The 20,120-nt window shown below is 67.8% G+C and carries 18 protein-coding genes and 3 pseudogenes; 12 read left to right on the top strand and 9 right to left on the bottom strand.

Features of this window, described 5'->3' with window-relative positions; genetic code table 11:
• The first annotated feature begins 44 nt into the window (after nucleotides 1-44).
• On the top strand, nucleotides 45-881 hold the full coding sequence (locus ACGFZW_RS17540) for an arylamine N-acetyltransferase (RefSeq protein WP_393894004.1): 837 nt from the start codon (nucleotides 45-47) through the stop codon (nucleotides 879-881).
• Nucleotides 882-1,307: 426 nt separating this feature from the next.
• On the opposite strand, the gene ACGFZW_RS17535 is transcribed toward ACGFZW_RS17540, so the two are convergent.
• On the bottom strand, nucleotides 1,308-1,586 hold the full coding sequence (locus ACGFZW_RS17535) for a hypothetical protein (protein ID WP_393894003.1): 279 nt from the start codon (nucleotides 1,584-1,586) through the stop codon (nucleotides 1,308-1,310).
• A gap of 72 nt (nucleotides 1,587-1,658) precedes the next feature.
• Between ACGFZW_RS17535 and ACGFZW_RS17530 the strand changes: the two genes are divergently transcribed.
• Together ACGFZW_RS17530 and ACGFZW_RS17525 are read left to right on the top strand one after the other, a co-directional pair.
• Nucleotides 1,659-2,756 (top strand): NAD(P)/FAD-dependent oxidoreductase, encoded by a 1,098-nt coding sequence (locus ACGFZW_RS17530; protein ID WP_393894002.1) that lies wholly within the window; start codon nucleotides 1,659-1,661, stop codon nucleotides 2,754-2,756.
• A complete protein-coding gene (locus ACGFZW_RS17525) occupies nucleotides 2,753-3,643 on the top strand; it encodes an RNA polymerase sigma-70 factor (protein ID WP_393894001.1) in 891 nt (296 codons plus the stop codon). The genes ACGFZW_RS17530 and ACGFZW_RS17525 overlap by 4 nt, the downstream gene beginning before the upstream one ends.
• Nucleotides 3,644-4,463: 820 nt before the next feature.
• On the opposite strand, the gene ACGFZW_RS17520 is transcribed toward ACGFZW_RS17525, so the two are convergent.
• Nucleotides 4,464-5,036 carry a type 1 glutamine amidotransferase domain-containing protein gene (locus ACGFZW_RS17520; protein WP_393894000.1) on the bottom strand — a complete coding sequence of 191 codons (573 nt, stop codon included), beginning with the start codon at nucleotides 5,034-5,036 and terminating at the stop codon, nucleotides 4,464-4,466.
• A gap of 372 nt (nucleotides 5,037-5,408) precedes the next feature.
• On the opposite strand from ACGFZW_RS17520, the gene ACGFZW_RS17515 reads away from it, so the two are divergent.
• Together ACGFZW_RS17515 and ACGFZW_RS17510 are read left to right on the top strand one after the other, a co-directional pair.
• Nucleotides 5,409-6,059, top strand: coding sequence for a carbonic anhydrase (locus ACGFZW_RS17515; protein ID WP_393893999.1), 651 nt, complete (start codon nucleotides 5,409-5,411; stop codon nucleotides 6,057-6,059).
• A 290-nt stretch (nucleotides 6,060-6,349) separates the two neighbouring features.
• Complete coding sequence (locus tag ACGFZW_RS17510) at nucleotides 6,350-7,201, top strand: ribonuclease BN (RefSeq protein ID WP_393893998.1); 852 nt, start codon at nucleotides 6,350-6,352, stop codon at nucleotides 7,199-7,201.
• Nucleotides 7,202-7,277: 76 nt separating this feature from the next.
• Here ACGFZW_RS17510 and ACGFZW_RS17505 read toward each other — a convergent pair whose 3' ends face one another.
• The gene (locus ACGFZW_RS17505; RefSeq protein WP_393893997.1) at nucleotides 7,278-7,550 is read right to left on the bottom strand and encodes a DUF1876 domain-containing protein; all 273 of its coding nucleotides are present in this window, start codon (nucleotides 7,548-7,550) and stop codon (nucleotides 7,278-7,280) included.
• Between the two features lie 726 nt (nucleotides 7,551-8,276).
• On the opposite strand from ACGFZW_RS17505, the pseudogene ACGFZW_RS17500 reads away from it, so the two are divergent.
• The 4 genes and pseudogenes from ACGFZW_RS17500 to ACGFZW_RS17485 form a co-directional block, all read left to right on the top strand.
• A pseudogene (locus ACGFZW_RS17500) lies at nucleotides 8,277-8,450 on the top strand (Sua5/YciO/YrdC/YwlC family protein); the annotation flags it as partial.
• Between the two features lie 752 nt (nucleotides 8,451-9,202).
• A complete protein-coding gene (locus tag ACGFZW_RS17495) occupies nucleotides 9,203-9,796 on the top strand; it encodes a carbonic anhydrase (protein ID WP_393893996.1) in 594 nt (197 codons plus the stop codon).
• Nucleotides 9,797-9,867: 71 nt separating this feature from the next.
• Nucleotides 9,868-11,325 carry a SulP family inorganic anion transporter gene (locus ACGFZW_RS17490; RefSeq protein ID WP_393893995.1) on the top strand — a complete coding sequence of 486 codons (1,458 nt, stop codon included), beginning with the start codon at nucleotides 9,868-9,870 and terminating at the stop codon, nucleotides 11,323-11,325.
• A 446-nt stretch (nucleotides 11,326-11,771) separates the two neighbouring features.
• Nucleotides 11,772-11,933: a hypothetical protein gene (locus ACGFZW_RS17485; RefSeq protein WP_393893994.1), complete on the top strand. Its 162-nt coding sequence runs from the start codon at nucleotides 11,772-11,774 to the stop codon at nucleotides 11,931-11,933.
• A gap of 275 nt (nucleotides 11,934-12,208) precedes the next feature.
• Here the strand turns inward: ACGFZW_RS17485 and ACGFZW_RS17480 are convergent, their stop codons facing one another.
• Both ACGFZW_RS17480 and ACGFZW_RS17475 read right to left on the bottom strand, forming a co-directional pair.
• Nucleotides 12,209-12,742, bottom strand: a complete 534-nt coding sequence (locus ACGFZW_RS17480; protein ID WP_393893993.1) for a GNAT family N-acetyltransferase — start codon at nucleotides 12,740-12,742, stop codon at nucleotides 12,209-12,211.
• Between the two features lie 301 nt (nucleotides 12,743-13,043).
• Nucleotides 13,044-14,564, bottom strand: coding sequence for an SMI1/KNR4 family protein (locus ACGFZW_RS17475; protein WP_393893992.1), 1,521 nt, complete (start codon nucleotides 14,562-14,564; stop codon nucleotides 13,044-13,046).
• Nucleotides 14,565-15,235: 671 nt separating this feature from the next.
• Here ACGFZW_RS17475 and ACGFZW_RS17470 point away from each other — a divergent pair.
• A complete protein-coding gene (locus tag ACGFZW_RS17470; RefSeq protein WP_393893991.1) occupies nucleotides 15,236-15,685 on the top strand; it encodes an SRPBCC family protein in 450 nt (149 codons plus the stop codon).
• 94 nt (nucleotides 15,686-15,779) lie between these two features.
• On the opposite strand, the pseudogene ACGFZW_RS17465 reads toward ACGFZW_RS17470, so the two are convergent.
• Nucleotides 15,780-16,127: pseudogene (locus ACGFZW_RS17465) on the bottom strand (type 1 glutamine amidotransferase domain-containing protein); the annotation flags it as partial.
• Between the two features lie 259 nt (nucleotides 16,128-16,386).
• On the opposite strand from ACGFZW_RS17465, the pseudogene ACGFZW_RS17460 reads away from it, so the two are divergent.
• A pseudogene (locus ACGFZW_RS17460) lies at nucleotides 16,387-16,581 on the top strand (hypothetical protein); the annotation flags it as partial.
• Nucleotides 16,582-16,783: 202 nt separating this feature from the next.
• Here ACGFZW_RS17460 and ACGFZW_RS17455 read toward each other — a convergent pair.
• The 3 genes from ACGFZW_RS17455 to ACGFZW_RS17445 form a co-directional block, all read right to left on the bottom strand.
• Entirely contained in the window at nucleotides 16,784-17,005 is a 222-nt protein-coding gene (locus ACGFZW_RS17455) for a helix-turn-helix domain-containing protein (protein ID WP_393893990.1), read from the bottom strand.
• Complete coding sequence (locus ACGFZW_RS17450; protein ID WP_393893989.1) at nucleotides 17,005-17,490, bottom strand: DUF2975 domain-containing protein; 486 nt, start codon at nucleotides 17,488-17,490, stop codon at nucleotides 17,005-17,007. Before ACGFZW_RS17450 ends, ACGFZW_RS17455 begins: the two co-directional genes overlap by 1 nt.
• Nucleotides 17,491-18,065: 575 nt before the next feature.
• Complete coding sequence (locus ACGFZW_RS17445; RefSeq protein WP_393893988.1) at nucleotides 18,066-18,752, bottom strand: TetR/AcrR family transcriptional regulator; 687 nt, start codon at nucleotides 18,750-18,752, stop codon at nucleotides 18,066-18,068.
• 53 nt (nucleotides 18,753-18,805) lie between these two features.
• On the opposite strand from ACGFZW_RS17445, the gene ACGFZW_RS17440 reads away from it, so the two are divergent.
• Nucleotides 18,806-19,924: an FAD-dependent oxidoreductase gene (locus ACGFZW_RS17440; RefSeq protein WP_393893987.1), complete on the top strand. Its 1,119-nt coding sequence runs from the start codon at nucleotides 18,806-18,808 to the stop codon at nucleotides 19,922-19,924.
• The last annotated feature ends 196 nt before the right edge of the window (nucleotides 19,925-20,120 follow it).

Here is a 20,120-nt window from a genome sequence, read left to right as displayed (position 1 = left end):
TACTGCGCCTAAGTGGCGGGTTCTCTATCAGATAGGGGTCAGGGATGAATTTTGACGCGATGCTGCAACGGATCGGGCACCAAGGCGGTGCGACTCCCGACCTGGACACACTGTTCGCCCTGCACCGGGCCTGGCGGCGCACGGTGCCCTACGAGAACCTCGACATCCAGCTCGGCCGGCCCATCAGCCTCGATCCCGATGCGCTGTTCGACAAGCTCGTGCGGCGGAGGCGCGGTGGCTACTGCTACGAACAGAACGCGGGCCTCGCCATGTTGCTGCGCCTGGCCGGGTTCGAGGTGACGATGATCGAGAGCGGCGTCCTGCGCGAGACCCGCGGAGACGCGATGTGGGGCAACCACAACGCGCTGCTCGTAGACCTCGACGGTCGGCGCTGGCTGGCCGACGCCGGTATCGGAGACGGCTTCCTGGAACCGCTGCCGTTGCGCGAAGGGCTGCAAACACAGGGGGAGTTCACCTATCGGCTGGAGCAAATAGCGCCGGACACGTGGCGCTTCCACCATCACCCGGGCGGGACGATCGCCTCCTACGACTTTCGTCTCCAGCCGTGCGAGCCCGCCGATTTCGTCGTCCGCTCGCACGAACTGTCCACGTCCCCGGATTCGCCCTACGTCACCACGCTGATCGCCGCACTGGCCGCCACGGGGCACACCTTGTTGCTGGTGTCACGTACGGTGCGGCAGATCGGCGCCGAAGGCAGGAGATCCTGGACCATCAGCGGCCCGGACGAGTTCGCCGCAACGCTCTCCGAGCGGTTCCTCGTCCCGCTCGACGACATCGGACCGGACGGAGTCGGCCGGCTCTGGGAAAACGCGAGCGCCCAGAACGACCTCTGGCGGACCCGTGCCCAGGGCGACGGCTGACCCCGCACGGTGAAATAAGGACGCCAAGGTTCAGGCCGGTGGCGCGCCGGCCGAGGTCGGCAACGCCCGGATGCCGGTGCCCACAGGGGCCCCAGGCCTCGGTTCCGTCCTTCACGGGCCACGGCTTGATACTCCAGCTGCTTGACGCATCGGACCTGGACGCCGGCACACGACTCGGGATCAAACGCTGCCTGGAGATCTACGGCGCCTGGATGAAGTCGCGGTGCGGGCAGAGCGTCGTGCTCTGCCCGTCCACTGGGTGCGTGCGGCGCTCCATGCGAGGCGCCCCATGATGGTCACTAGTCGGCCCGGGCCCACCCGCGGGGGCATGACGGCAGATCAGGCTCGCCGAGCGCCACACGGACGGACACCGAGGCGCCTCGCGGCAGGGATGTCTTCGTCCCTCCCTTCTCTTGTCGGGAACGGTCAGGCCACGGGCACCGAGCCTCTCCGGGCGTTGCGCCGGCTTCCGCTGACCAGATCGTTGAATCGGTCGACGGTCCAGATGGAGCGCAGTCCCAGCGGTCCCGCCATCGTCGGGCGTGGAAACTCAGGCTTCTTCATCCACAACCCCTCCAAGTCCTCGTGTGGTTCGCCGTCGACGATCAGATCGGCGATGAGGGATCCGACGTAAAGCGCTTGAGCAAGACCGTGGCCGTTGCGGGCAATCGAGTAGGCGGATGACTCCTGAGTGATGCAGGTCACTCGCCTTGCCCGTCACCAACGCGAGGTGGGCTGCATCCCGTGTGTGAACTGATTTCACAACAGGAGGCACGCATGAGGGTCGTGGTGGTGGGAGCCGGCTACGCGGGGACGATAGCGGCAAACCGGCTGTCCAAGAAGGTGAAGGGGGCGGAGATTACGGTGATCAACCCCCGGCCGGACTTCGTCGAGCGGGTGCGGCTGCACGAGCAGATCGCCGGGACCGGAGCCGCGGCGACCCCGCTGACGTCGATGCTGAGCGAAGGGGTCGCGACGCGGGTGGGCACCGTCGACAAGATCGGCGGCGGACAGGTCGCCCTCGGCGGCGGGGCCACCCTCGACTTCGACTACCTGTTCCTCGCGGTGGGCAGCACGGTCGCGCCGCTGACGGGAACCGTTCCAGTGGGAATCTGGGAAGGAGCGGAGGAGGCGCGGGCCGCGCTGGCAGCGCTACCCGGCGGGAGGGTGGTCACCGTCATCGGTGGCGGGCTGACGGGCGTCGAGACGGCATCCGAGATCGCCTGCGGCCGACCCGACCTCCGCGTGCGGCTCGTGGGACAGACGATCGCCCCGAGCCTGTCGCCAGGAGCGCAGAAGCGTGTGCGCACCAGCCTGGACCGCCTGAATGTGGAGGTCGTGGTGGACTCCGTCACGCAGATTGACCATGGCGCCGGGGAAGGGGGAGGTGACCTGGTACGTCTCCACTCACGCCCGCCGTTCACCTCCGACCTCACACTGTGGGCGGTCATCGGGAGCGTGCCCGACCTGGCCGCCCGCAGTGGACTTGAGGTGGATGCCGACGGGCGTGCGGTGGTCGACGAGCATCTGCGCAGCGTGACCGACCCGCAGATCTTCGTCGTTGGCGACTGCGCGGCGGTCCCCGGCTCTCGAGCAGCCTGCGCGACGGCCATGCCTCAGGGCGCACACGCAGTGGATACGCTGGCACGGATGATCCAAGGCCGTAAGCTCAAGCCCTACTCCATGGGGTACGTCGGACAGGCATTGAGCCTGGGCCGTCGCGACGGGCTGCTGCAGGTCAACCGCAGGAACGGCACCGTGCGCCGGCTCTACTTCGCAGGGCGAACCGCTGCCGTGACCAAGGAGCGAATCTGTCGCTACGCGAAGTTCGGCGCCCGCACCGCCAGCTACGCCTGGCTGCGGAGCTCGAAGTGACCGAACAGCTTGATCCAGTGGACGAGTTCACCACGCACAGGGCCCTGCTTTTCTCGATCGCCTACGAGATCCTCGGCTCGGTTGCCGACGCCGAAGACGTCCTACAGGACAGCTACCTGCGGTGGCGGTCGGTCAACCGCTCCTCCGTGGAGAACGCGCGCGCCTATCTGGCACAGATCGTCACCCGGCAGGCGCTCGGCGTACTGCGGTCGGCCGTCCGCCGCCGGGAGCACTACGTAGGAGCGTGGCTGCCCGAGCCGCTGGTGACCGAAGCTGTCAGCAACGTACCCGCCGGCATCGACCATGTGCTCACCGGCGAGGCAGCAACCACCGCGATGCTGCTGGTTCTCGAGACCCTGACCCCGCCCCAGCGCGCGGTGTTCGTGTTGCGCGAGGTGTTCGGCTTCGACTACGCGGAGATCGCCGCCGCAGTGGGTAAGTCCGAGGCTGCTGTGCGGCAGTTGAACCAGCGCGCCCGCAAAAGCGTGCGTGCGAGTCGACACACGGCAGTTGCCACCCCTACGGAGGCACGGCCGGTCGCCGAACGGTGCCTGACGGCGGCCGCGGCCGGTGACGTCCAAGGCCTCATGGACCTGCTCGCACCCGATGTGGTGTTCCTGGCTGACGGCGGCGGGGTCGTGAACGCGGCGCGGCGCCCCGTGGTCGGACCCGAGAAGGTGGCCAGGCTGCTTCTCGGGCTCCTGGACAAGGGAGCCCGCAGGGGCGAACTCGACGTCCGCATGGGCACTTACAACGGGATGCCCACCCTGACGGTACTCATCGACGGCGAACTCGATCAGGTGACCTCAGTCGAGATCCGCGGCAGTGTCGTGACGGCCATCTATTGCGTCCGCAACCCGGAGAAGCTCACGGCGGTCAAAGTCTGACCCGCGTGCCTTCAAGACGAAGCCACAGTTGAGATGGGGACTCGGCGATGCGCAGGGTCCCCCCTCATCCCACAGTTGTTTGCGGCAAGCCCTTCTCCAGCGTCAACCGCCGCCGCTACGCCTGGGCCGAATACCAGCACCAGGACGTGATCTCCGCGATCGTCGACGCCGCAACCGAGCGCCGCCTGGCCCAGGGCGATCCGCGTGGCGCCCTGTGCGCGGCGAGGCGCTCAACGCGGCAACCGAGATAGAGAACCTCTGGCGCATTCTGTTGCGCGCCTACGCCGCCCTCGGCGCTACGACGCACTGGAGCGGGCTGCGGAAAGCTCGACACCCTGAACATGGAGTTGGGGGTCGACAAGGAGGAGGCCACCGCAGAGTGCTGGCCCAGCTCAGCAAGTCAGCCTGACCGAAGCAGGACCACCGCGCACCGACAGCGCAGCAAGAGAGGACACCGCACGTTCAGCCAGCCGCTGCCCACACTTGTGGGTCTGGTGGCTAAAGCTGCCTTGCGCCCGTTCTTCGTTGGTCTCGCTGCTCCATCCGGGCAGTCCGCCAGCGTCACCTGCCCAGCCTGCTTCCCGCGGTCGGTGCCGACATGGGGTCGAATGCCCTACGGTTCCTGCCACCCTGCGGGCGCTGCTCCTTCCGGATGCCCTGCCCCTGCCTACCTCTCTGGGCCTGCTGGTGCTACTGGCGATCGCCGCGGACGATCACGAACGAGGCAGCCTCGGGCCGTACCGATGCCGGCTGCGGTGCTTCCTCGGGATGAGCTAGTCCGAGATAGCTGGTAGGCGAAACTCCTGGTCGGGTCGGATGGTCAGCTCTGGTGACGCCCCTCGGCGAACTCTTCCACGATCTTGGCGCAGAAAGCAGGCAAGTCGTCCGGCTTGCGGCTGGTGACCAGACCGTTGTCGGTGACGACTTCCTCATCCACGACGGTGGCGCCGGCGTTGCGCAGGTCGGTGCGCAGGCTCGGCCACGACGTCAGGGTCCTGCCCCGCACCACGCCCGCTTCGATCAGGGTCCACGGGCCATGGCAAATCGCACCGACCGGCTTGCCGGAGGTGACGAAGGCCCGCACAAACGCCACGGCTTCAGCGTCCTGGCGCAGCTTGTCAGGGTTGATCGTGCCGCCGGGCAGGATCAGGGCGTCGAAGTCGTCCACCGACACGGCACTGACAAGGGAGTCGATCTGGAATGTGTCAGCGGGCACGATGTCGGAATTCATCGCCTGGATCCGCCCGTCCTGCACCCCGCTCGGCACGGAGATGATCGCTGTGTCGGCACCGGCCGCGCGCACGGCATCACGGGTCTCTACCAGCTCTACCTGCTCAACCCCGCTCGCGGCGAGGATCGCGATCTTCTTGCCTGCAAGGCTTTGGCCACTCATCAAGGCTCCCGGGTAGATCTGACGTACGTATGTGCGACCTTCGTGACGACGTGTACCCGCCGAACACGCGGGCCATCACCACCGGGAGCTCGAATGGGCCGAAAGGTCTCCACGCCGGCGCCGGCGCGTCCCCGTCGGTGTGCGGAAGGGCCAGACCACCCGACACACCGAGAGCGAGTTCCGCACCTGGCTTGCCGACCAGGCGGCGAGCGCTGGTCCGGACAGCGCAGTAATCCCCCCGGAGTGGCGCCCGCGAGCGGTATGCGGCGGTCGACCGGGGCCGGCTCGTCGGAGAGCGGCGGACAGGCGGCCCCAGCCCGGTTGGCGGGCCCCGACAGAGTGGCGAGCTCGGCCTGGACGTAGCCTGCTGCCATGACTGACGCCCCACCGCTGACTCCGTCCGAGGCCGTTGAGCTGCTGTTGGCCGGCAACAAGCGCTTCATCGCCGGCACCCCGGAGCACCCGAACCAGGACGCCGCGCGCCGTGCGGAGACCGCATCCGGCCAGCGTCCGTTCGCTGTGCTCTTCGGCTGCTCCGACTCCCGCCTGGCCGCCGAGGTCATCTTCGACCGGGGCCTGGGTGACCTGTTCGTTGTCCGCACCGCCGGCCATGTGGCGGGGCCGGAGGTGCTGGGCAGCATCGAATACGGCGTGAGCGTGCTGGAATGCCCGCTGGTCGTGGTGCTCGGTCACGACTCATGCGGTGCGGTCGCGGCTACCCGTGCCGCCCTGACCGACGGCGTTGCGGCCACCGGGTACGTGCGCGACGTCATCGAACGTGTCACCCCTAGTGTTCTGGCAGCCCGCGCCGCCGGGCTCACCCAGGACGACGACATCATCGCCGAGCACATAAAGCACACCGTCGACCTCCTCCTCGACCGCTCCCGCGTACTCGCCGATCAGGTCACCGCCGGACGGACGGCCGTGGTGGGCCTGTCCTACCGACTGACCGACGGCAGCGCCCGACTCGTCACAACGCGCGGCCTGCCCACCGAAGCCGCAGGGCCGGGCCCGGGGGCCTGAGCGCCTGCTCCACAGGCGACGACGCGGAGGATGCTGCCCAGGGCCCGTCCGGGCCAGGCCCGGAATGAGTCGGTGTGCTGAGCATGCGGCCACAGATCGACTTGGTCACTGGGCAGATTGCCGCATGCCTGCCAGCCACCTACGGCCGACCGGCAGGAGTTTTCCCGCGCTGCCGGCACCGTCAGCGTCCTGCTCGACACCACACCGGCACGAGCCCGGCCCGGGAACACGACAGAAGCGAGCGCCGCGCCCTCGCGAGATGCCGGTACGGGGCGTGGTAGTCGACAGGTATGCCAAAGAAGCCCAGCCCCGCTGACGCGGAACGCGCCTCCCTGATCGGAAGGCTTCGACGCGCGGTCAGCCGGTCGCCGGTCGGCCGCGGGTGGCGGCAGAGCAGGAAACTTGAACTGGGGCAGCGCGCGCTGGGCTTCGCCGCGCTCGGGTTCCTCACGTTGGTGCCGCTGCTCATCATTGTTTCCACTGGTGATCCCGAGCACGGGCGTGGGTTCGCACAGTGGTTGGGAGCAGGGCTCGGGGTCTCGACGGCCTCCAGAGAATTGATCGAGCAATTGTTCGCTCGCCCCGGCCAGGCTCTGCGCAGCACGACCGCGTTCGGCTTTGTCGCCCTCGCTCTCTTCGGCCTGACCTTCGGGGTAGCGGTGCAGACCGGCTACGAAAAAGTCTGGGGCCTACCGCCGGCCCGCTGGCATGCCCATTGGCGACATGTGCTGTGGCTCGGTGTGCTGACCGGATTTCTCTTCTTCTCGGCCACCACGCTGCAGCGCGACCCCCTCGCGGGAGGGGCCATCGCGTCGCTGAGCGCCGTACTGTTCCTCTGGTGGTCCCAGCACGTACTGCTCGGCGGACGGGTCCGCTGGCGCGCCCTGCTCCCCGGCGCTGTGGCCACCGTGGTCGGGCTCGTTGGCCTGAGGGTCTTCTCCAGTCTCGTCTTCTCGCCGCTGATCGCATCCAGCACCGTCACCTACGGCCCCGTCGGCACCGTCCTGGTCATCCAGTCCTGGCTGGTCGGTGTGGGTGTCGTCGTCTTCGGAGGTGCGCTGACGGGCCGGCTCCTGTACGAGGAGACCTTCCGCAGGACACACGCATGGAAACGGCGCAGACGACATCCAGACCAGAGCTGACGCGCCAGGCACTCCCGGCCGACCTCTCCACGAGCGGCATCCTCCGGTACGCCCGGCCTCCGCGTAGGAGCCTGTCTCAGGTCAGCGGATACGACGTGCGGCCGGACGCATCGTCGATCTCGTCGTGGGCCTTGGTAAGCAGCCTCATGGCCAATTCGTTGAGTGCGCGGGCGCCCGCGACCTCCTCACCGACCCTGGGCTGATTGGAGTCGACCGGGTGACGGCTGGCGTAACCGTGGGCCCGTACCTCGGTGCCGTCGCGCAGCCGTACCAGTGCGGCCGCACGCGTGCGTTTGGCATCTTCCTCGAATTCCAGCTCGACATGCCATCCGACGGCGCTCTGCAACATGACGATCACCTCCAGCTTCCCTCTTACCAGGGTGCGCCCGCTCCAGCCGCCGCGCACGGCGCTCGCGCGCGGAGCAACGTGCGCCAACACGCCTTCGGGCTGCTTCGAACCCGGAGCCTCCCCCAGCCGTGAGCTCGGCTGACTTGATCCACCCTCCAGGGGTGCCATCCCGGCGGGGGACAATTCAGACCGCAGCTCACGCAGTAGCTCGTCGGCTACTGTGCGGCTCGCGCCTTCCCACTGCCCAGCTCAAGAGTTTCGCCACCACCCGTGCGCGCTCGCCACGGCCTGTAGCGGGATCTCCGTGCTGGACGGCATGAAGCTCATTGACGTTGACCAGCACCACGCGGAGCGGCACCTGGGCCAGGTCCGAGTACCGCACCGGGATGAGGCCTGCGGACCCGGAGCCCCGATGTGGGCCTCCTCTACCCGCCCAACCACCTCCAGCCCGCGTTCGCGGCCTGGCGACGCACCTTGCCGGCCACCGAGCAGACTGACCTGCGGAGATCCTGAGCCTGCCCTTCCACCAGCACATCACCGAAACGGACATCGACCGTGTGGCTTCTGCCCTCGGGCAGCCTCCAAGACGGCTGAGACCTCGATGCACCTGTCGACCGTTTGCCCGGGCAACTACTACCGCTCCCCCTTCGGCGACTGGGCCCTGGCCGAGGCGTGCCGGCCGGGCGGGCTCCCCCGGTCGCCCGCCACTAGCCATCGCTGGACTGAGATCTGGGTGAAACCCACGGCACAGTCGCCGTCCGGACGCCCTCCCACCCGGTGGCTCTTGGCCTGCTCCTCCGAGATCGGGCCGATGGCAGTCTCCGGCACCAAGCTGACGGGACAGCCGTCCCGCAGGGGTGTGAAGCCGCCCAAGGCATGCGCGGCGACCGGGTGGCCGTCACCTGGACGGCGTGCCGATTGAGGCCGCCGTCGCGCCACCCTCCCATCGCTCCTGATGTGGGCGTGACATCTGCAGACCCCCTAGGGACATCCTCGCCCTCGCGCTCCCTCCGTTCCGGCCACACCGTCGCGTACTTGTCCGGCGCACGCCGCGAGGCTGCCCGGCGCACATGACGGTGGCCGGGCAGGACGCGTCGCTGCAGTGAAGCCGGATCTCCAACAGTGGGGCGTGTGTAGAAGCGCTCTCCGGATCCCGCACCACGGCGCGTACGCCCGGGTGGTTCGCATTGGGAAATGCGCCAATTGGCCGTAGCGGACGATGCTTGGCCGTTATTTGACCGTGACTTGATCCCCGACCGTAGGGTAATCTCCAGGCAAAGAGGTGTTCGCGCGGTAGTCAAGCGAACCGCCTGACGTGCTGTCGCGATCGCGTGCGCGTCTGGCTCATGGCCACGTTACTCGGGGGGATGTGTTGATGGAGCTGCGGCGGATTCTGTGCGCTTTCGGCCCCTGGTCGGCATGGTCACTCCCCGAACACAGACGTTCCCACTTCCGTCGCCCTGCCGTGGCGAGGCGCTCAGCTCGGTAAAGCGCGAGCGTCGTCCCGTCTCGAATCACCTCTTCACTCCGCGTCAACGATGCCGCGGAATCACCGTCTGCTGCCTACAGGCAGACCGGAACATGTTCCTTCCACTGATGACCTGAACACACCGCGCCCGCGACCACTGTCGCGGCGCAGGAGAAAGGCCACCATGAAGTCCCTGGTTGACAACGCACGATCCTTCACGGCGCATGTGGCAGACCGTGCTGAGGAGTTCAGCGCCCTAGAGGCCGGACAGAGTCCCGAGGTCCTGTTCATCACCTGCTCCGACTCCCGCGTAGTGCCCTCCCTGATCACCGGCGCACGCCCAGGTGAACTGTTCGAGCTGCGGACGGCGGGCAACATCGTGCCGGAGTACAGCAGCGAGCACCCCAGCGCCGAGACAGCCACCATCGAGTACGCAGTACGGGTGCTCGGTGTCCGCGATGTCGTCGTGTGCGGGCACTCCCACTGCGGCGCGGTCAACGCGCTGGTCAGCGGAGGCGACCTCTCCGAACTGCCCGCCGTACAAGGCTGGCTGGAGCACGCTGCCGCCAGGCCCGAGATCACCACCCCCCACACCCCGGACGTCGCGGAGGCGGTCCAGCTCCACACGGTCGCCCAGTTGGAGCGGCTGCACACCCACCCCTGCATCGTGGAAGGGGTCGCGGAGGGAACCTTGCAGGTGCACGCCTGGTACTACGAGGTGCACACCGGATCGGCCAAGGCATGCGGGCCGGACGGCAAAACCTTCTTGCCGCTGTGACCCGTATCCGCCCGCCCCACGGGCCACCCAGTACCTCCCCTTCCGCTTCCGCTGTGCGAGGAAGTTCACTGATGCTCTCCACCCTCAAAAAACCCGCCCATCTGCGGCGTGATGTCCTGGCCTCCCTCGTCGTCTTTCTGGTCGCCCTACCCCTGTGCGTGGGAGTGGCCGTAGCCTCCGGAGTACCCGCCGAACTCGGTCTGATCACAGGCATAGTCGGCGGCCTGGTCGTCGGCTTCCTTCCCGGCAGCAGTCTTCAAGTCAGCGGCCCGGCCGCCGGTCTGACCGTCCTGGTGTTCGAGGCGGTGCAGGAATTCGGCCTCGGTGTTCTCGGGGCCATCGTTCTGCTCGCTGGCATTGCCCAACTCGCCCTGGGCGCCCTGCGATTCGGGCGTTTCCTCCGCGCGATCACGGTGGCCGTCGTCCAGGGCATGCTCGCCGGCATCGGACTCGTTCTGATCTTCGGCCAGCTCTACACCATGGCCGACGTCAAGCAGCCCCGCTCGGGGATCGACAAGATCCTGGGGGTGCCGCACCTGGTCACCGAGATCGCCACCTCCAGCCAAGCCCTGACCGCGTTCGCCATCGGGGCAGGCACCATCGCCGTCCTGGTGCTGTGGAAGAAGCTCCCTGCCCAGGCTCAGCTGCTCCCCGCACCCCTTGCCGCGGTCGCCCTGGCCACCGGCGCGACCGCGGTGGCCGGATGGTCCGTCCCCCGAGTCGAAGTACAAGGACTCCTCTCGGCCATCCAGCCCCCAGGGATATCCGACTTCGCCTCGCTGGGCAGCATCGCAGCCCTCGGCACGGTCCTCGCCTTCACGCTCATCGCCTCGGCCGAAAGCCTCTTCAGTGCCGCCGCCGTCGACCGCATGCACGACGGTCCGCGAACCGACTTCAACAAGGAGCTGATGGCCCAGGGCGTGGGCAACGCCATCTGCGGCGTGCTCGGCGCACTGCCGCTGACCGCGGTCATCGTCCGCAGCTCCGCCAACGTTCAGGCCGGAGCCAAGACAAAACTCTCCCGCATCCTGCACGGACTCTGGCTCGTGCTCTTCGCCGCTCTCCTCCCGGCCGCGATCGGCATCATTCCTCTGGCCGCGCTCGCCGGGGTTCTCGTCCACGCTGGCTGCAAGCTCGTCCCGGTCAAGGACCTACTCCCCCTGTGGCGCACGCACCGCGGCGAGGCCCTCGTCCTCGCCGTCACCGCAGTCGCCATCATCACCACCAACATGTTCGAAGGCGTCCTCCTCGGCATCGCCCTCGCCGTGATCAAAAGCGCCTGGGAGACCTCCCACATCCACCTCGAGACTCACGAGACGACCGACGGCCGGCTCCTCGTCACCCTCACCGGATCAGCCACCTTCCTCCGCCTACCCCGCATGCTCGAAACCCTCGAAGCCCTCCCCCACGACAAGCCCATCGAACTCGACCTCTCCGAGCTGCGCCACCTCGACCACGCCTGCCGCACCACCCTGGAGAACTGGGCGAAACAGCGAGGTATCACGCTCGAGATGCTCGTGACAGCCTGACCGGCCGCCCCTCTCGAACACACCACCCACGGACAGTTCGCCCTCACAACAGACACACAAGCCCTGTCCTCCGCTGTCCCTCGCTCGACGTCGGGCGAGGGACAGCAACCCGGGCACTCCCACACCGATCATGCACGGTAAAGCTCAGGAGGCAAACGGTGTACGACCTCAGGGCCGAGGCAGAAATGAGACTGCACTCAGAAAAGACAGCCAAGGAACTCGCACTGAAAAAGCGCCGTGAAGAGGCCAGCGAGAACGACAGCGACACACCCACAACACCTCCGTCCGACCAAGAACACATCACTGCTCAAGAGACAGCAATCGACGCAGAGCAGGCTGGGTAACGCTCACAGCTACCTCGGGCGCGTCGATGGCGCCGCTCAATGAGCCGGCCCCTCGTCCAGATCACGGTCGACATACGCCTCCGCCCTGGCCGAGCCTCGAATGTGACGCGCTACCTGACGGATGCAGAGTGGCTACTGGAGGACTTGACGCGCGGGAGGCGCTGGATCGGCAACCCGATGGACAAGGCCGCGTATCGAGCCTTAGCCACGCTGAAAGCGATCGGTGCCTCACGAGCCGACGACGCCCCGATCTACATCACCTGACTCCACCACAACACGGCAGACATGCACTGCTGCGCGAAGAAGATCAGGGTCGAGTTGTGCTTCGCCCCGGCCCACGTCTTATGGGCCGACCCATCGAGGCTCACTTCGGCCCGTTGCGGCAGTTCGCCCTGGCCAACTCCCACCACCGCATAGCCACCCCGCGCAGACCCAGGCGCCCCCCACCACTACCTGAGCTGACGCAACGCCAACGCCCGCCACCCGACGTACTCTTCGCCGGATCCTGATCAAACCGACCCCAACGGTGAACGTAAGAGTCACGCCCTACGGGCGATGCGATACAGCACGTTCGCGCGCAGCGGCCCGTCGGGCTCGGTGGGGTCGTTGAAGTCGTCGGCCGGGTCCCGGGTCATGCCGATCCGGCGCATCACCGCCTGCGAACGGAGGTTGGCGGCTGTGGTGACAGCGAGGATCTCAGGGAGCTCAAGAGTGTCGAAGCCGTGGGCCAGGACTGTCCGCGCAGCCTCGGTAGCGTAGCCGTGGCCCCAGGCCGAGCGGGCGAGCCGCCAGCCGATCTCCACTCCTGTGAACGGCATGCCGTCGTCCACCTCGTCCAAGCCTGCGAAGCCGATGAACTCGCCGGTGGCCTCCACCTCAACCGCCCACCAGCCGTAGCCTCGCTGGTCGAACTCGGCCTGGAACTGCGCCACGCAAGCATCGCTCTCTTCACGGGTGAGCAGGCCCCCCAAGTGCTCTCGCACCTCGGGATCGGCATTCATCGCCGCCCACGGTTCAAGGTCGGAGTCACACCATCGACGCAGGACGAGTCGATCAGTACGCAGTTCAGCCATGCCGCCCAGCCAACGTGAGCGCTAGCCCCGAGGCAACCTCTTTTCCCTCTGGGGGGTGCCATCTGGAAATGGAGGGAGACGTCTGGTTCAGGCGGCACACCCGAGCGATTCGGCCGGCTCGTAGTCCAGTTCGCAGCACCCATGCAGAGCAGAGGCCCGCACTCATCCACCCCGCTACTGGCGCATCCTGCGGGTCTCAGCCGGAGTAAGCGCTTCCCGGATGCTCGGAGATGGTCTGTCTGTGCATGCATCCCGCGAGCACAGGGGTACCACCCACTCACGCATGCAGATGTCAGTCGCGTCAGTCGTCGGAATGGAAGCGTCCCTCGAAATACTCGTATCCGCCACCCAGTTCGTTGACTTCGAAACGGGCTGCCCACTCGTTCACCTGGCTCAGCGTGGACTCACCGCCCAGTCCCGCTGCGGCCAGTAGCGGCACCTCGTCGAGCTCCTGCCACTGCTCGTACGACAGCGTGAGGGAAAGCAGCCCGCTCAGATCAGCGACCGTGCCAACGTCCTGGACTATGGCACCGGACAGTTCGAGCCCTTCGAGCCGAGGGAACGTCCGCAGCGCGCTCAGATCGACAGGTTGTTTTGTGGAGAGTTGCACCACGCGCAGGGTCGGGTGTCCGGCCAGCTGATGGAGGTCGACCGCATCCAGATGTAGGCGCAATGCCTCAAGTGGGATGTCGAGCAGCGGACGCAGGTCGACGGGACCTTCACCGAACAGCATGACTGCCCTCATGTAGGGCGCCCGGCGGACGGCTTCAAGATCGAGGCTCTTGACCTCGTCGACGACCAGGGTGTGGATCCGGTGCGGCTTCTTCGGGATCGGACCCTCACCCCGCCAGTGCGTCTTGCTGTCGTCCAAGTAACTCGGGATCTCGACGTCGACGTCCAGGTACCCGTCCTCTTCCCAGTAGTCGCCCCGGTCGAGCGCCGCCACATGGCGGCGCAGCATGGTCGTGACCGAGTCGGCCACGTAGGCGGGCTCGGGGTGATAGTTCCTCCCGACGCGGATGACCTGGCCCGGCCGGCCTGCCGGCCCCGGATCCATGTCGACCGCCAGGTAGTCGCCACCGGTGCTGGTCGCAAAGGGGATCCAGTTCGGGCTCGGGCTGCTCACCCACCGTCGGATGACCCCCGGCGGCTCCGCCTCGCCGGCCATCGCCCACAACGGATCGTCCGTCCACTTCCACTCATAATCGTGATGGAGATGGGTGGTCGTGGACTCCAGACCGAACCACGGGTGGCCGTGGAACAGCCCGACCTCGTCGTCGCCGTCGGCCTCGCCGTAAAGGGCCACCAGGTCAGGGGGGAGTTCACCCCGGAAATCGGCCAGCAGGGCGGCCCGCTCGGCCGCGGCCAACGGAGGAGGCAGGAGCTCCTCCTCCCCTTGGATGTCCGCACGCTTGCGTACGTACTGACGGAACAGCCGGACGGCCTCCTCCGGATCACCCGCGGGTGTTGGATCGGATGGCCCGTCCTGCTCGGCGCCAGGCTGCACGGGCAGCTGGTCCGGGCGCAGCACGTAAAGAAGCTGGTCTTGCTCAGGGTAGGGCTTACGCGTGATGGCCTGGCTGAGGACCGCCTCGAACCGCCCCGAGGGCTCGACAGTCAGTTCAACCGTCAGATGGTCACCGGACGCACCGCTGAGCGCGTACAGCTCCTTGGCCCCCTGTGGGACTATGCACCCTTGTTCGGCGCCATCAGCCATCTCATAAAAGCTGTTCCCGCCGCCGCCACCCGAAGGCCCGCGATAGGTACACAGCCGCCCCCGTCGCCACCCCTCCGGCGCGGCTGCCTCGATGCTGGCAGCCATGTTCCGCAGAACTCGTTCCGCAGCAAGCTTCCGCTGATCATCCATGCTGACAAGTTCTACACCGCTCCACTGACATCACACCCAGGCTCACTTGCGGTTCGAATGGTCTCGGATCGCACCTGCCCTGTCGTAGCTGACATGCACGACTCCCTCGTTCACCTCAATGGGTGCATACCGGTGAACTCGCCGCCGGGGGTGACGGGTTCATGGTTCATAGGGGCGCCAGGGGAAGATCTTCCGGGGGGGGGGGCGGCACCCCGCTCCCCCCGCGGGAGTACACGGGGGCCGTGTTGTAGATGCGACCGTCGGCGCCGTGCTCGTACTCGCTGCCCGGGGCGAGCCACACCCCGAGGTCACCCGCGGGTTCCGCGAGCGCGCGGTCACGCGGTCCGCCCAGGGGTTCGGCGCCGGCCTCGGCGAGCTCGGCGACCGAGGGCTTGACGTCCCCCACCGGGGCTCGTAGGGCATGACATTTCTTCTCAGTCGTGACCGACAGCTTCCCCGTCAAGCCTTCCCCGGGTAACTCCGAGCACCGTCGGCCCGCACAGTCATCACGCGGTCGTCCCGCAGCCGTCCGGCTCTCCGCGCAGACCCAGGAGGAGCGCCGCGCCTGAGGTTCGACCTACCTGCCCGGAGAAAGGCCCGCAATCCCCAGCGCCTAGGATCAGTTTGTGCAGCACTTCGAGGTCGTGACAGCCGTCGCCGCATCCCCGGACCAGGTGTTCGCGGTGTGCCTGGACGTGGAGGCGCATACCCGCTCGATGGCTGATTCGTCGGAGCGCGCCGTTGATGGCAGGACCCGGGGCGAGCTATCGCTCGGTGACACGGTGACCTTCCAGGCTCGCCATTTCGGCCTGACCTGGCGACTCAAGGCCCGCATCACCTCGTACGATCGGCCCCGACGTTTCGTGGACGAGCAGGAGTCCGGGCCCTTCAAACGATGGCGTCACGCCCACCACTTCGAGCCGGACGGCGACGGTGGCACCATCATGCGAGATGTCATCGACTTCGCTTCACCGCTGGGGCCTGTCGGACGCATCGTGGACAGGTTTGTCCTGGGCCGGTACATGCCCCACCTCATCAGAACCCGCAACGCCTACCTCGCCAGCACTTTCGACTGAGTGGTCGAGGCGGACGGCTCCACCGTTGCGACCGCGACGTCCCCAACCAAGATCGGCCAGCGCCATGACGCGTTGAACGACTGCGCCGTGCTCATCAACGCGAGTCGTCCACGAGCCGCTTGGCGAGCAGTTCGGAGGAGGCGGGGTTCTGTCCGGTGTAGAGATTGCGGTCGACTTCCATGAACGGACGCAGGGGCAGGCGTCCCTTGCGGTAGTCGGCGCCGCTTTCGCGCAGGCGGTCTTTCAGGGGCCAGATCGCCTTGCGTCCGAAGCTGTGCAACTTCTCCTCCAGGTTGGACAGGCCCGTCATCCGGTATCCGGCGAACGACCACGAGCCGTCCTCGTTCCTCTCCGCGAACGTGGCGGCCGGTGCGTGACACAGCAGCGCCAGCGGCTTGCCGGAGCGCAGCACGCGGGTGGGGAGCGCTCCCGAGACCGGGTCTCGACGTCATCGCCCATGCGACGACAAGCTCGCCGGAAGCTGTCCGAGCAGAATGCGAGGTTCGCGAAGTGGCTCACCTCGCTTCCGGTCTACGCCTCACACTCAAACGCCCCGGCACGCAGGCACAGATGGCTGCGGACAGGCTCCGTGCCCTCGATGAATCATCGTCGGGCGCTACTGGTGGCGCCACACCCGGCGATACCAGTCGGGGCAAGCAACGAGTGTCCGTTCACTCTGCTGACCGCGCGCGTGCACGTGTGCCGTCGTCCGCACTGACGAACACGCCGGCCAGCCTCGACCGGACGAGCTGAGTCCGCTCACCTGCAACAAGATCCAGCGTCTGTTCTTCGCCCTCCTCCACGTGGGCGATGCGCAGGCCGTCGTCCATCCGTCGGACGATGGGCCCGGGAGTTGTCGGCACCCCCGATCCAATGAGCGATGTACAGCACGGTGAGGCCGTCTTGGGTGTACTGCCTTGTGCTCACGCCGCCACCTTCGTGTTCCACGGCCACCGGCGCGTTGCGACGACCAGGCCGTCAGGCAGCAGTTCGCCCATGCCCTTGGAGGGTGTCGGTGATCGGTCCACATCCATGCGGTCCAGGTGCCGCGTCACGGGCCGGTGGTGCCAGGCGATGTGACGCCCCGCCCGGGGCACGTCACCCGTCCGCGGCGTCCTCAGCCTCCCAGCGCAGCAGTTCGCCCGGCTGACACTTGAGCACCTCGCAGAGCGCGGCGAGCGTCGCGAAGCGCACCGCCTTGGCGCGGCCGTTCTTGAGTACCGCCAGGTTGGCGGGCGTGATCCCTACGCGGTCCGCGAGTTCGCCCACGGACATCTTCCGCCTGGCCAGCATCACGTCGATGTCGACGGCGATCGGCATCAGATCACCTCGCCCAACTCGGCCTCCATCTGCGCCGCTTCGACGTCGCGCGCGACGGCCTGGGCGAGCAGCATCCGCAGCACGAGCACGATGAGCGCGACCCCCAGGATGGCCAGGGCAATCCCGCCCATGATGACGGTGACGCCCGGGTCGGCCCGCTGGCCCGGGGCATTGAGGACCGTGACCGCGAGCCACAGGAGGGCAGCCGCCACGATCGCGCCGATCACGGCGTCGACGTACCGGAAGGCCGCGTGGGAGAACACGGTTCCGCGTCGCACCATGGTTACCAGCCGCCATACGCAGACCACCGTGGCCTGGACCGACACCATGCCCAGGATCGTGATCACGCGTAGCGGGGTCAGCGGAAGCGTCCCGTCCTCCGGGTCGGTGGCCAATGCCCACACCATCAATGCCTGCACGAACACGGTGCCGGCGAGCACCACCACGAGCACGGCGCGCAGCGCACCCACTGTCAGCTTTGCCACGACCCATCCTTCCATCGAGTTACGATGTGAATCTATCGAATCTCGATAGACAGGGCAAGGCCTGGGGTGGACAGCGGTTCCGCGCCGTGGCGGGACACCGCCGAGCGGCCGCTCCCGGGGAGCGAGCTCGCCCGCGCACTCTTCCTGGCGCCGCACCCTTCGCTCCATCGTTCTGATCCGGCACCCTGGCCCCCGACCTGCCGTCGGGAAGCTTCCAGTTGTGCGTACTCCCCCTGCACCAGCGCTTCCCGCCCGTCTAGCGCGAGGCGGAAGGGTTGCAGCTTCTGGCGGTCCAACGCCTCCCTGGCCGTGTTCGCCGCCATCCGGCCTGCGGAGCGTTTGGCCACCGAACCGGCCACTGGCGGCCGGCCCTGCGCGTGAAAGCAACGCTCGCAACTCTTGCCCACCTGAGCACGGACAGGCCCCGAACCACCGGGCGTGGCCTGCTCGCTGCAGTGTCTGGTGTATGCATCCGGGGCCGGTAGAGACGCCCCCGGACGCGTCGCTTTCCAAGATCGGCCGCTCGATGACGGGCTCGGTCACGGCGACCGAGCCCGTCCGGACCAAGAAAACGATCAAGGCCGGGTGAGATTGGCGGCCACGGCATCGAGGACCCAGTCCAGGCCGGTCGCGAAGGATGCCTCGGCGTCCACGTCCGTGCCGTCGTGCACCGCCTTCGCCAGCGCCGGGAACCGGCCCGTGGCCAACATCCTGGTCACGTGCGGGCCGGAGGCGCGCTGCCAGTCGCGCTTGGACAGGCCCGTGGCGCGCTCGGCCCGCAGGTTCGCGATCTCGCGCCTGATCGCGCCGGTGAAGTAGGCGCTGACAGTCTCCACAGCGCGCATGACGGTGTCGATGTCGGCGAGGCCGTCGAGGGCGGCCAGCGTGGCCTCGGTCACGGCGAGGCCGTTCGGGCCCAGGGTGGGGCGGCCGCCGAGCAAGTCAGCCAGCCATTCGTGACGGAGGGCGGCCTGCCTGGTGCGGTGGGCGAGGATCCGCAACGCCTCCCGCCAGTCACCGGGCTGCTCCTCGGGGACAATCTCGGCGTGGACCTCATCCAGCATGAGGTCGAACAGCTCCTGCTTGGTGGAGATGTATCCGTACAGCCGCATCGGGCCGGCGTTCAGCCGGGCGGCGACCTTGCGCAACGACACCGCTTCCAGCCCGCCCTCGTCGGCCAGCGCGATGGCAGTGGCGACGATCCGATCCCGGTCGAGCGGCACGGGGCGAGTCGGCGGCTCCGGCCGGTCCCACACAGTCATGGTCACACCGTTCTCTTGCGATGCATCGTATTGGCAAAATACAGTGTATCGCTATGAGACATCGTATCGCTGTGGTCGGGAGCGGCCCTGCCGGCCTCACCTTCGCCCGTGTCCTGCACCGCCATGGCCACCCCGTCGCCGTCTTCGAACGCGACCCCGCCCCCGACGCCCGCCCCCAGGGCGGCACGCTGGACCTGCACGAAGGGCTGGGTCAGCGCGCGCTGGACAAGGCGGGGCTACTGGCGGAGTTCCAGTCGCTGTCCCGTCCCGAGGGGCAGGCCATGCGCATCCTGGACGCGGACGGGACCGTCCTGCGCGACTGGCAACCCCGTCCAGAGGACCGGGCCAACCCCGAGATCGACCGCGGGCAACTCCGTGACCTGCTACTCGGCCCTCTGGACGTCCAGTGGGGGCGGGGCGTGACGCAGGTGGTGCCGGGGACCCGGGATGGCGCACTGGTCCAGTTCGCGGACGGACGGAAGGAGACTTTCGACCTCGTGGTCGGCGCGGACGGAGCCTGGTCCCGGATCCGCCCGGCAGTCTCGTCGGCGACGCCGCACTACACCGGCGTCACCTTTGTCGAGACCTCCCTGGACGACGTCGACACCCGCCACCCTGACCTCGCCCGGTTGATCGGCGACGGTTCCCTGGCTGTGTACGGCGTGAACCGCGCGCTCGTCGCCCAGCGGAACAACGGCGGCCACGTAAAGGTGTACGCCCAGTTCCGCGCGCCGCTGGACTGGCACACACACCTGGACCTGGCTGACGTCGAGGCCGTGCGATCGAGCCTGCTGGCTCTGTTCGACGGCTGGGCCGCTCCCGTCCTCGAACTCCTCCGCCACGGCACCGTTTTCGTCCACCGCCCCCTCTACGTCCTGCCCGCATCCCACACCTGGGCCCACGTCTCCGGGGTGACGCTGCTGGGCGACGCCGCCCATCTGATGCCCCCATTGGGGGCGGGCGCGAACCTCGCGATGCTGGAAGGCGCCGAACTCGCGGAGTCCATCGCCACCGGCCCTGAGGATCTGGACGAGGCCGTCCGCGCCTTCGAGGAACAGATGTGGGCACGGGCCGGCAGGTGGGCGAAGATCACGACGGCCGGTCTGGAACGCCTCGTGAGCCCGGACCCTGCCGAAGCCCTCGCCCTCTTCGACCAAGTCCAGCCCTCCTGACTGCAGCAGGCTCATCAGGAGCCCTCTATCAAGGGCGGGCTGGGGCAACCGCCGGCGAGGGGCCCATCCCCCTCTGAGGCGGGCTGCCCGGTGACTCCGGACGGCAATAAGCCGAAGAGGGCAGGCCGGCTTTTCGGCGGCGAGAGCGGCGACGACGGGGGCGTCGGTTCCTGAGACCGGACCGGAAGACCGCGAC

The sequence above is a fragment of the Streptomyces sp. NPDC048248 genome (assembly GCF_043201875.1).
Classification (GTDB): Bacteria; Actinomycetota; Actinomycetes; order Streptomycetales; family Streptomycetaceae; genus Streptomyces.
Note: the sequence above shows the minus strand (reverse complement) of the source record. Positions and strands in the feature narration are given on the sequence as shown.

What these genes read in the sequence shown, in the direction of transcription:
- ACGFZW_RS17540 (WP_393894004.1), top strand. Translation starts at nt 45, where the DNA reads ATGAATTTTGACGCGATGCTGCAACGGATCGGGCACCAAGGCGGTGCG.
- ACGFZW_RS17530 (WP_393894002.1), top strand. Translation starts at nt 1,659, where the DNA reads ATGAGGGTCGTGGTGGTGGGAGCCGGCTACGCGGGGACGATAGCGGCA.
- ACGFZW_RS17520 (WP_393894000.1), bottom strand. Translation starts at nt 5,036, where the DNA reads ATGAGTGGCCAAAGCCTTGCAGGCAAGAAGATCGCGATCCTCGCCGCG.
- ACGFZW_RS17515 (WP_393893999.1), top strand. Translation starts at nt 5,409, where the DNA reads ATGACTGACGCCCCACCGCTGACTCCGTCCGAGGCCGTTGAGCTGCTG.
- ACGFZW_RS17510 (WP_393893998.1), top strand. Translation starts at nt 6,350, where the DNA reads ATGCCAAAGAAGCCCAGCCCCGCTGACGCGGAACGCGCCTCCCTGATC.
- ACGFZW_RS17505 (WP_393893997.1), bottom strand. Translation starts at nt 7,550, where the DNA reads ATGTTGCAGAGCGCCGTCGGATGGCATGTCGAGCTGGAATTCGAGGAA.
- ACGFZW_RS17495 (WP_393893996.1), top strand. Translation starts at nt 9,203, where the DNA reads ATGAAGTCCCTGGTTGACAACGCACGATCCTTCACGGCGCATGTGGCA.
- ACGFZW_RS17490 (WP_393893995.1), top strand. Translation starts at nt 9,868, where the DNA reads ATGCTCTCCACCCTCAAAAAACCCGCCCATCTGCGGCGTGATGTCCTG.
- ACGFZW_RS17480 (WP_393893993.1), bottom strand. Translation starts at nt 12,742, where the DNA reads ATGGCTGAACTGCGTACTGATCGACTCGTCCTGCGTCGATGGTGTGAC.
- ACGFZW_RS17475 (WP_393893992.1), bottom strand. Translation starts at nt 14,564, where the DNA reads ATGGCTGCCAGCATCGAGGCAGCCGCGCCGGAGGGGTGGCGACGGGGG.
- ACGFZW_RS17455 (WP_393893990.1), bottom strand. Translation starts at nt 17,005, where the DNA reads ATGCCGATCGCCGTCGACATCGACGTGATGCTGGCCAGGCGGAAGATG.
- ACGFZW_RS17445 (WP_393893988.1), bottom strand. Translation starts at nt 18,752, where the DNA reads ATGACTGTGTGGGACCGGCCGGAGCCGCCGACTCGCCCCGTGCCGCTC.
- ACGFZW_RS17440 (WP_393893987.1), top strand. Translation starts at nt 18,806, where the DNA reads ATGAGACATCGTATCGCTGTGGTCGGGAGCGGCCCTGCCGGCCTCACC.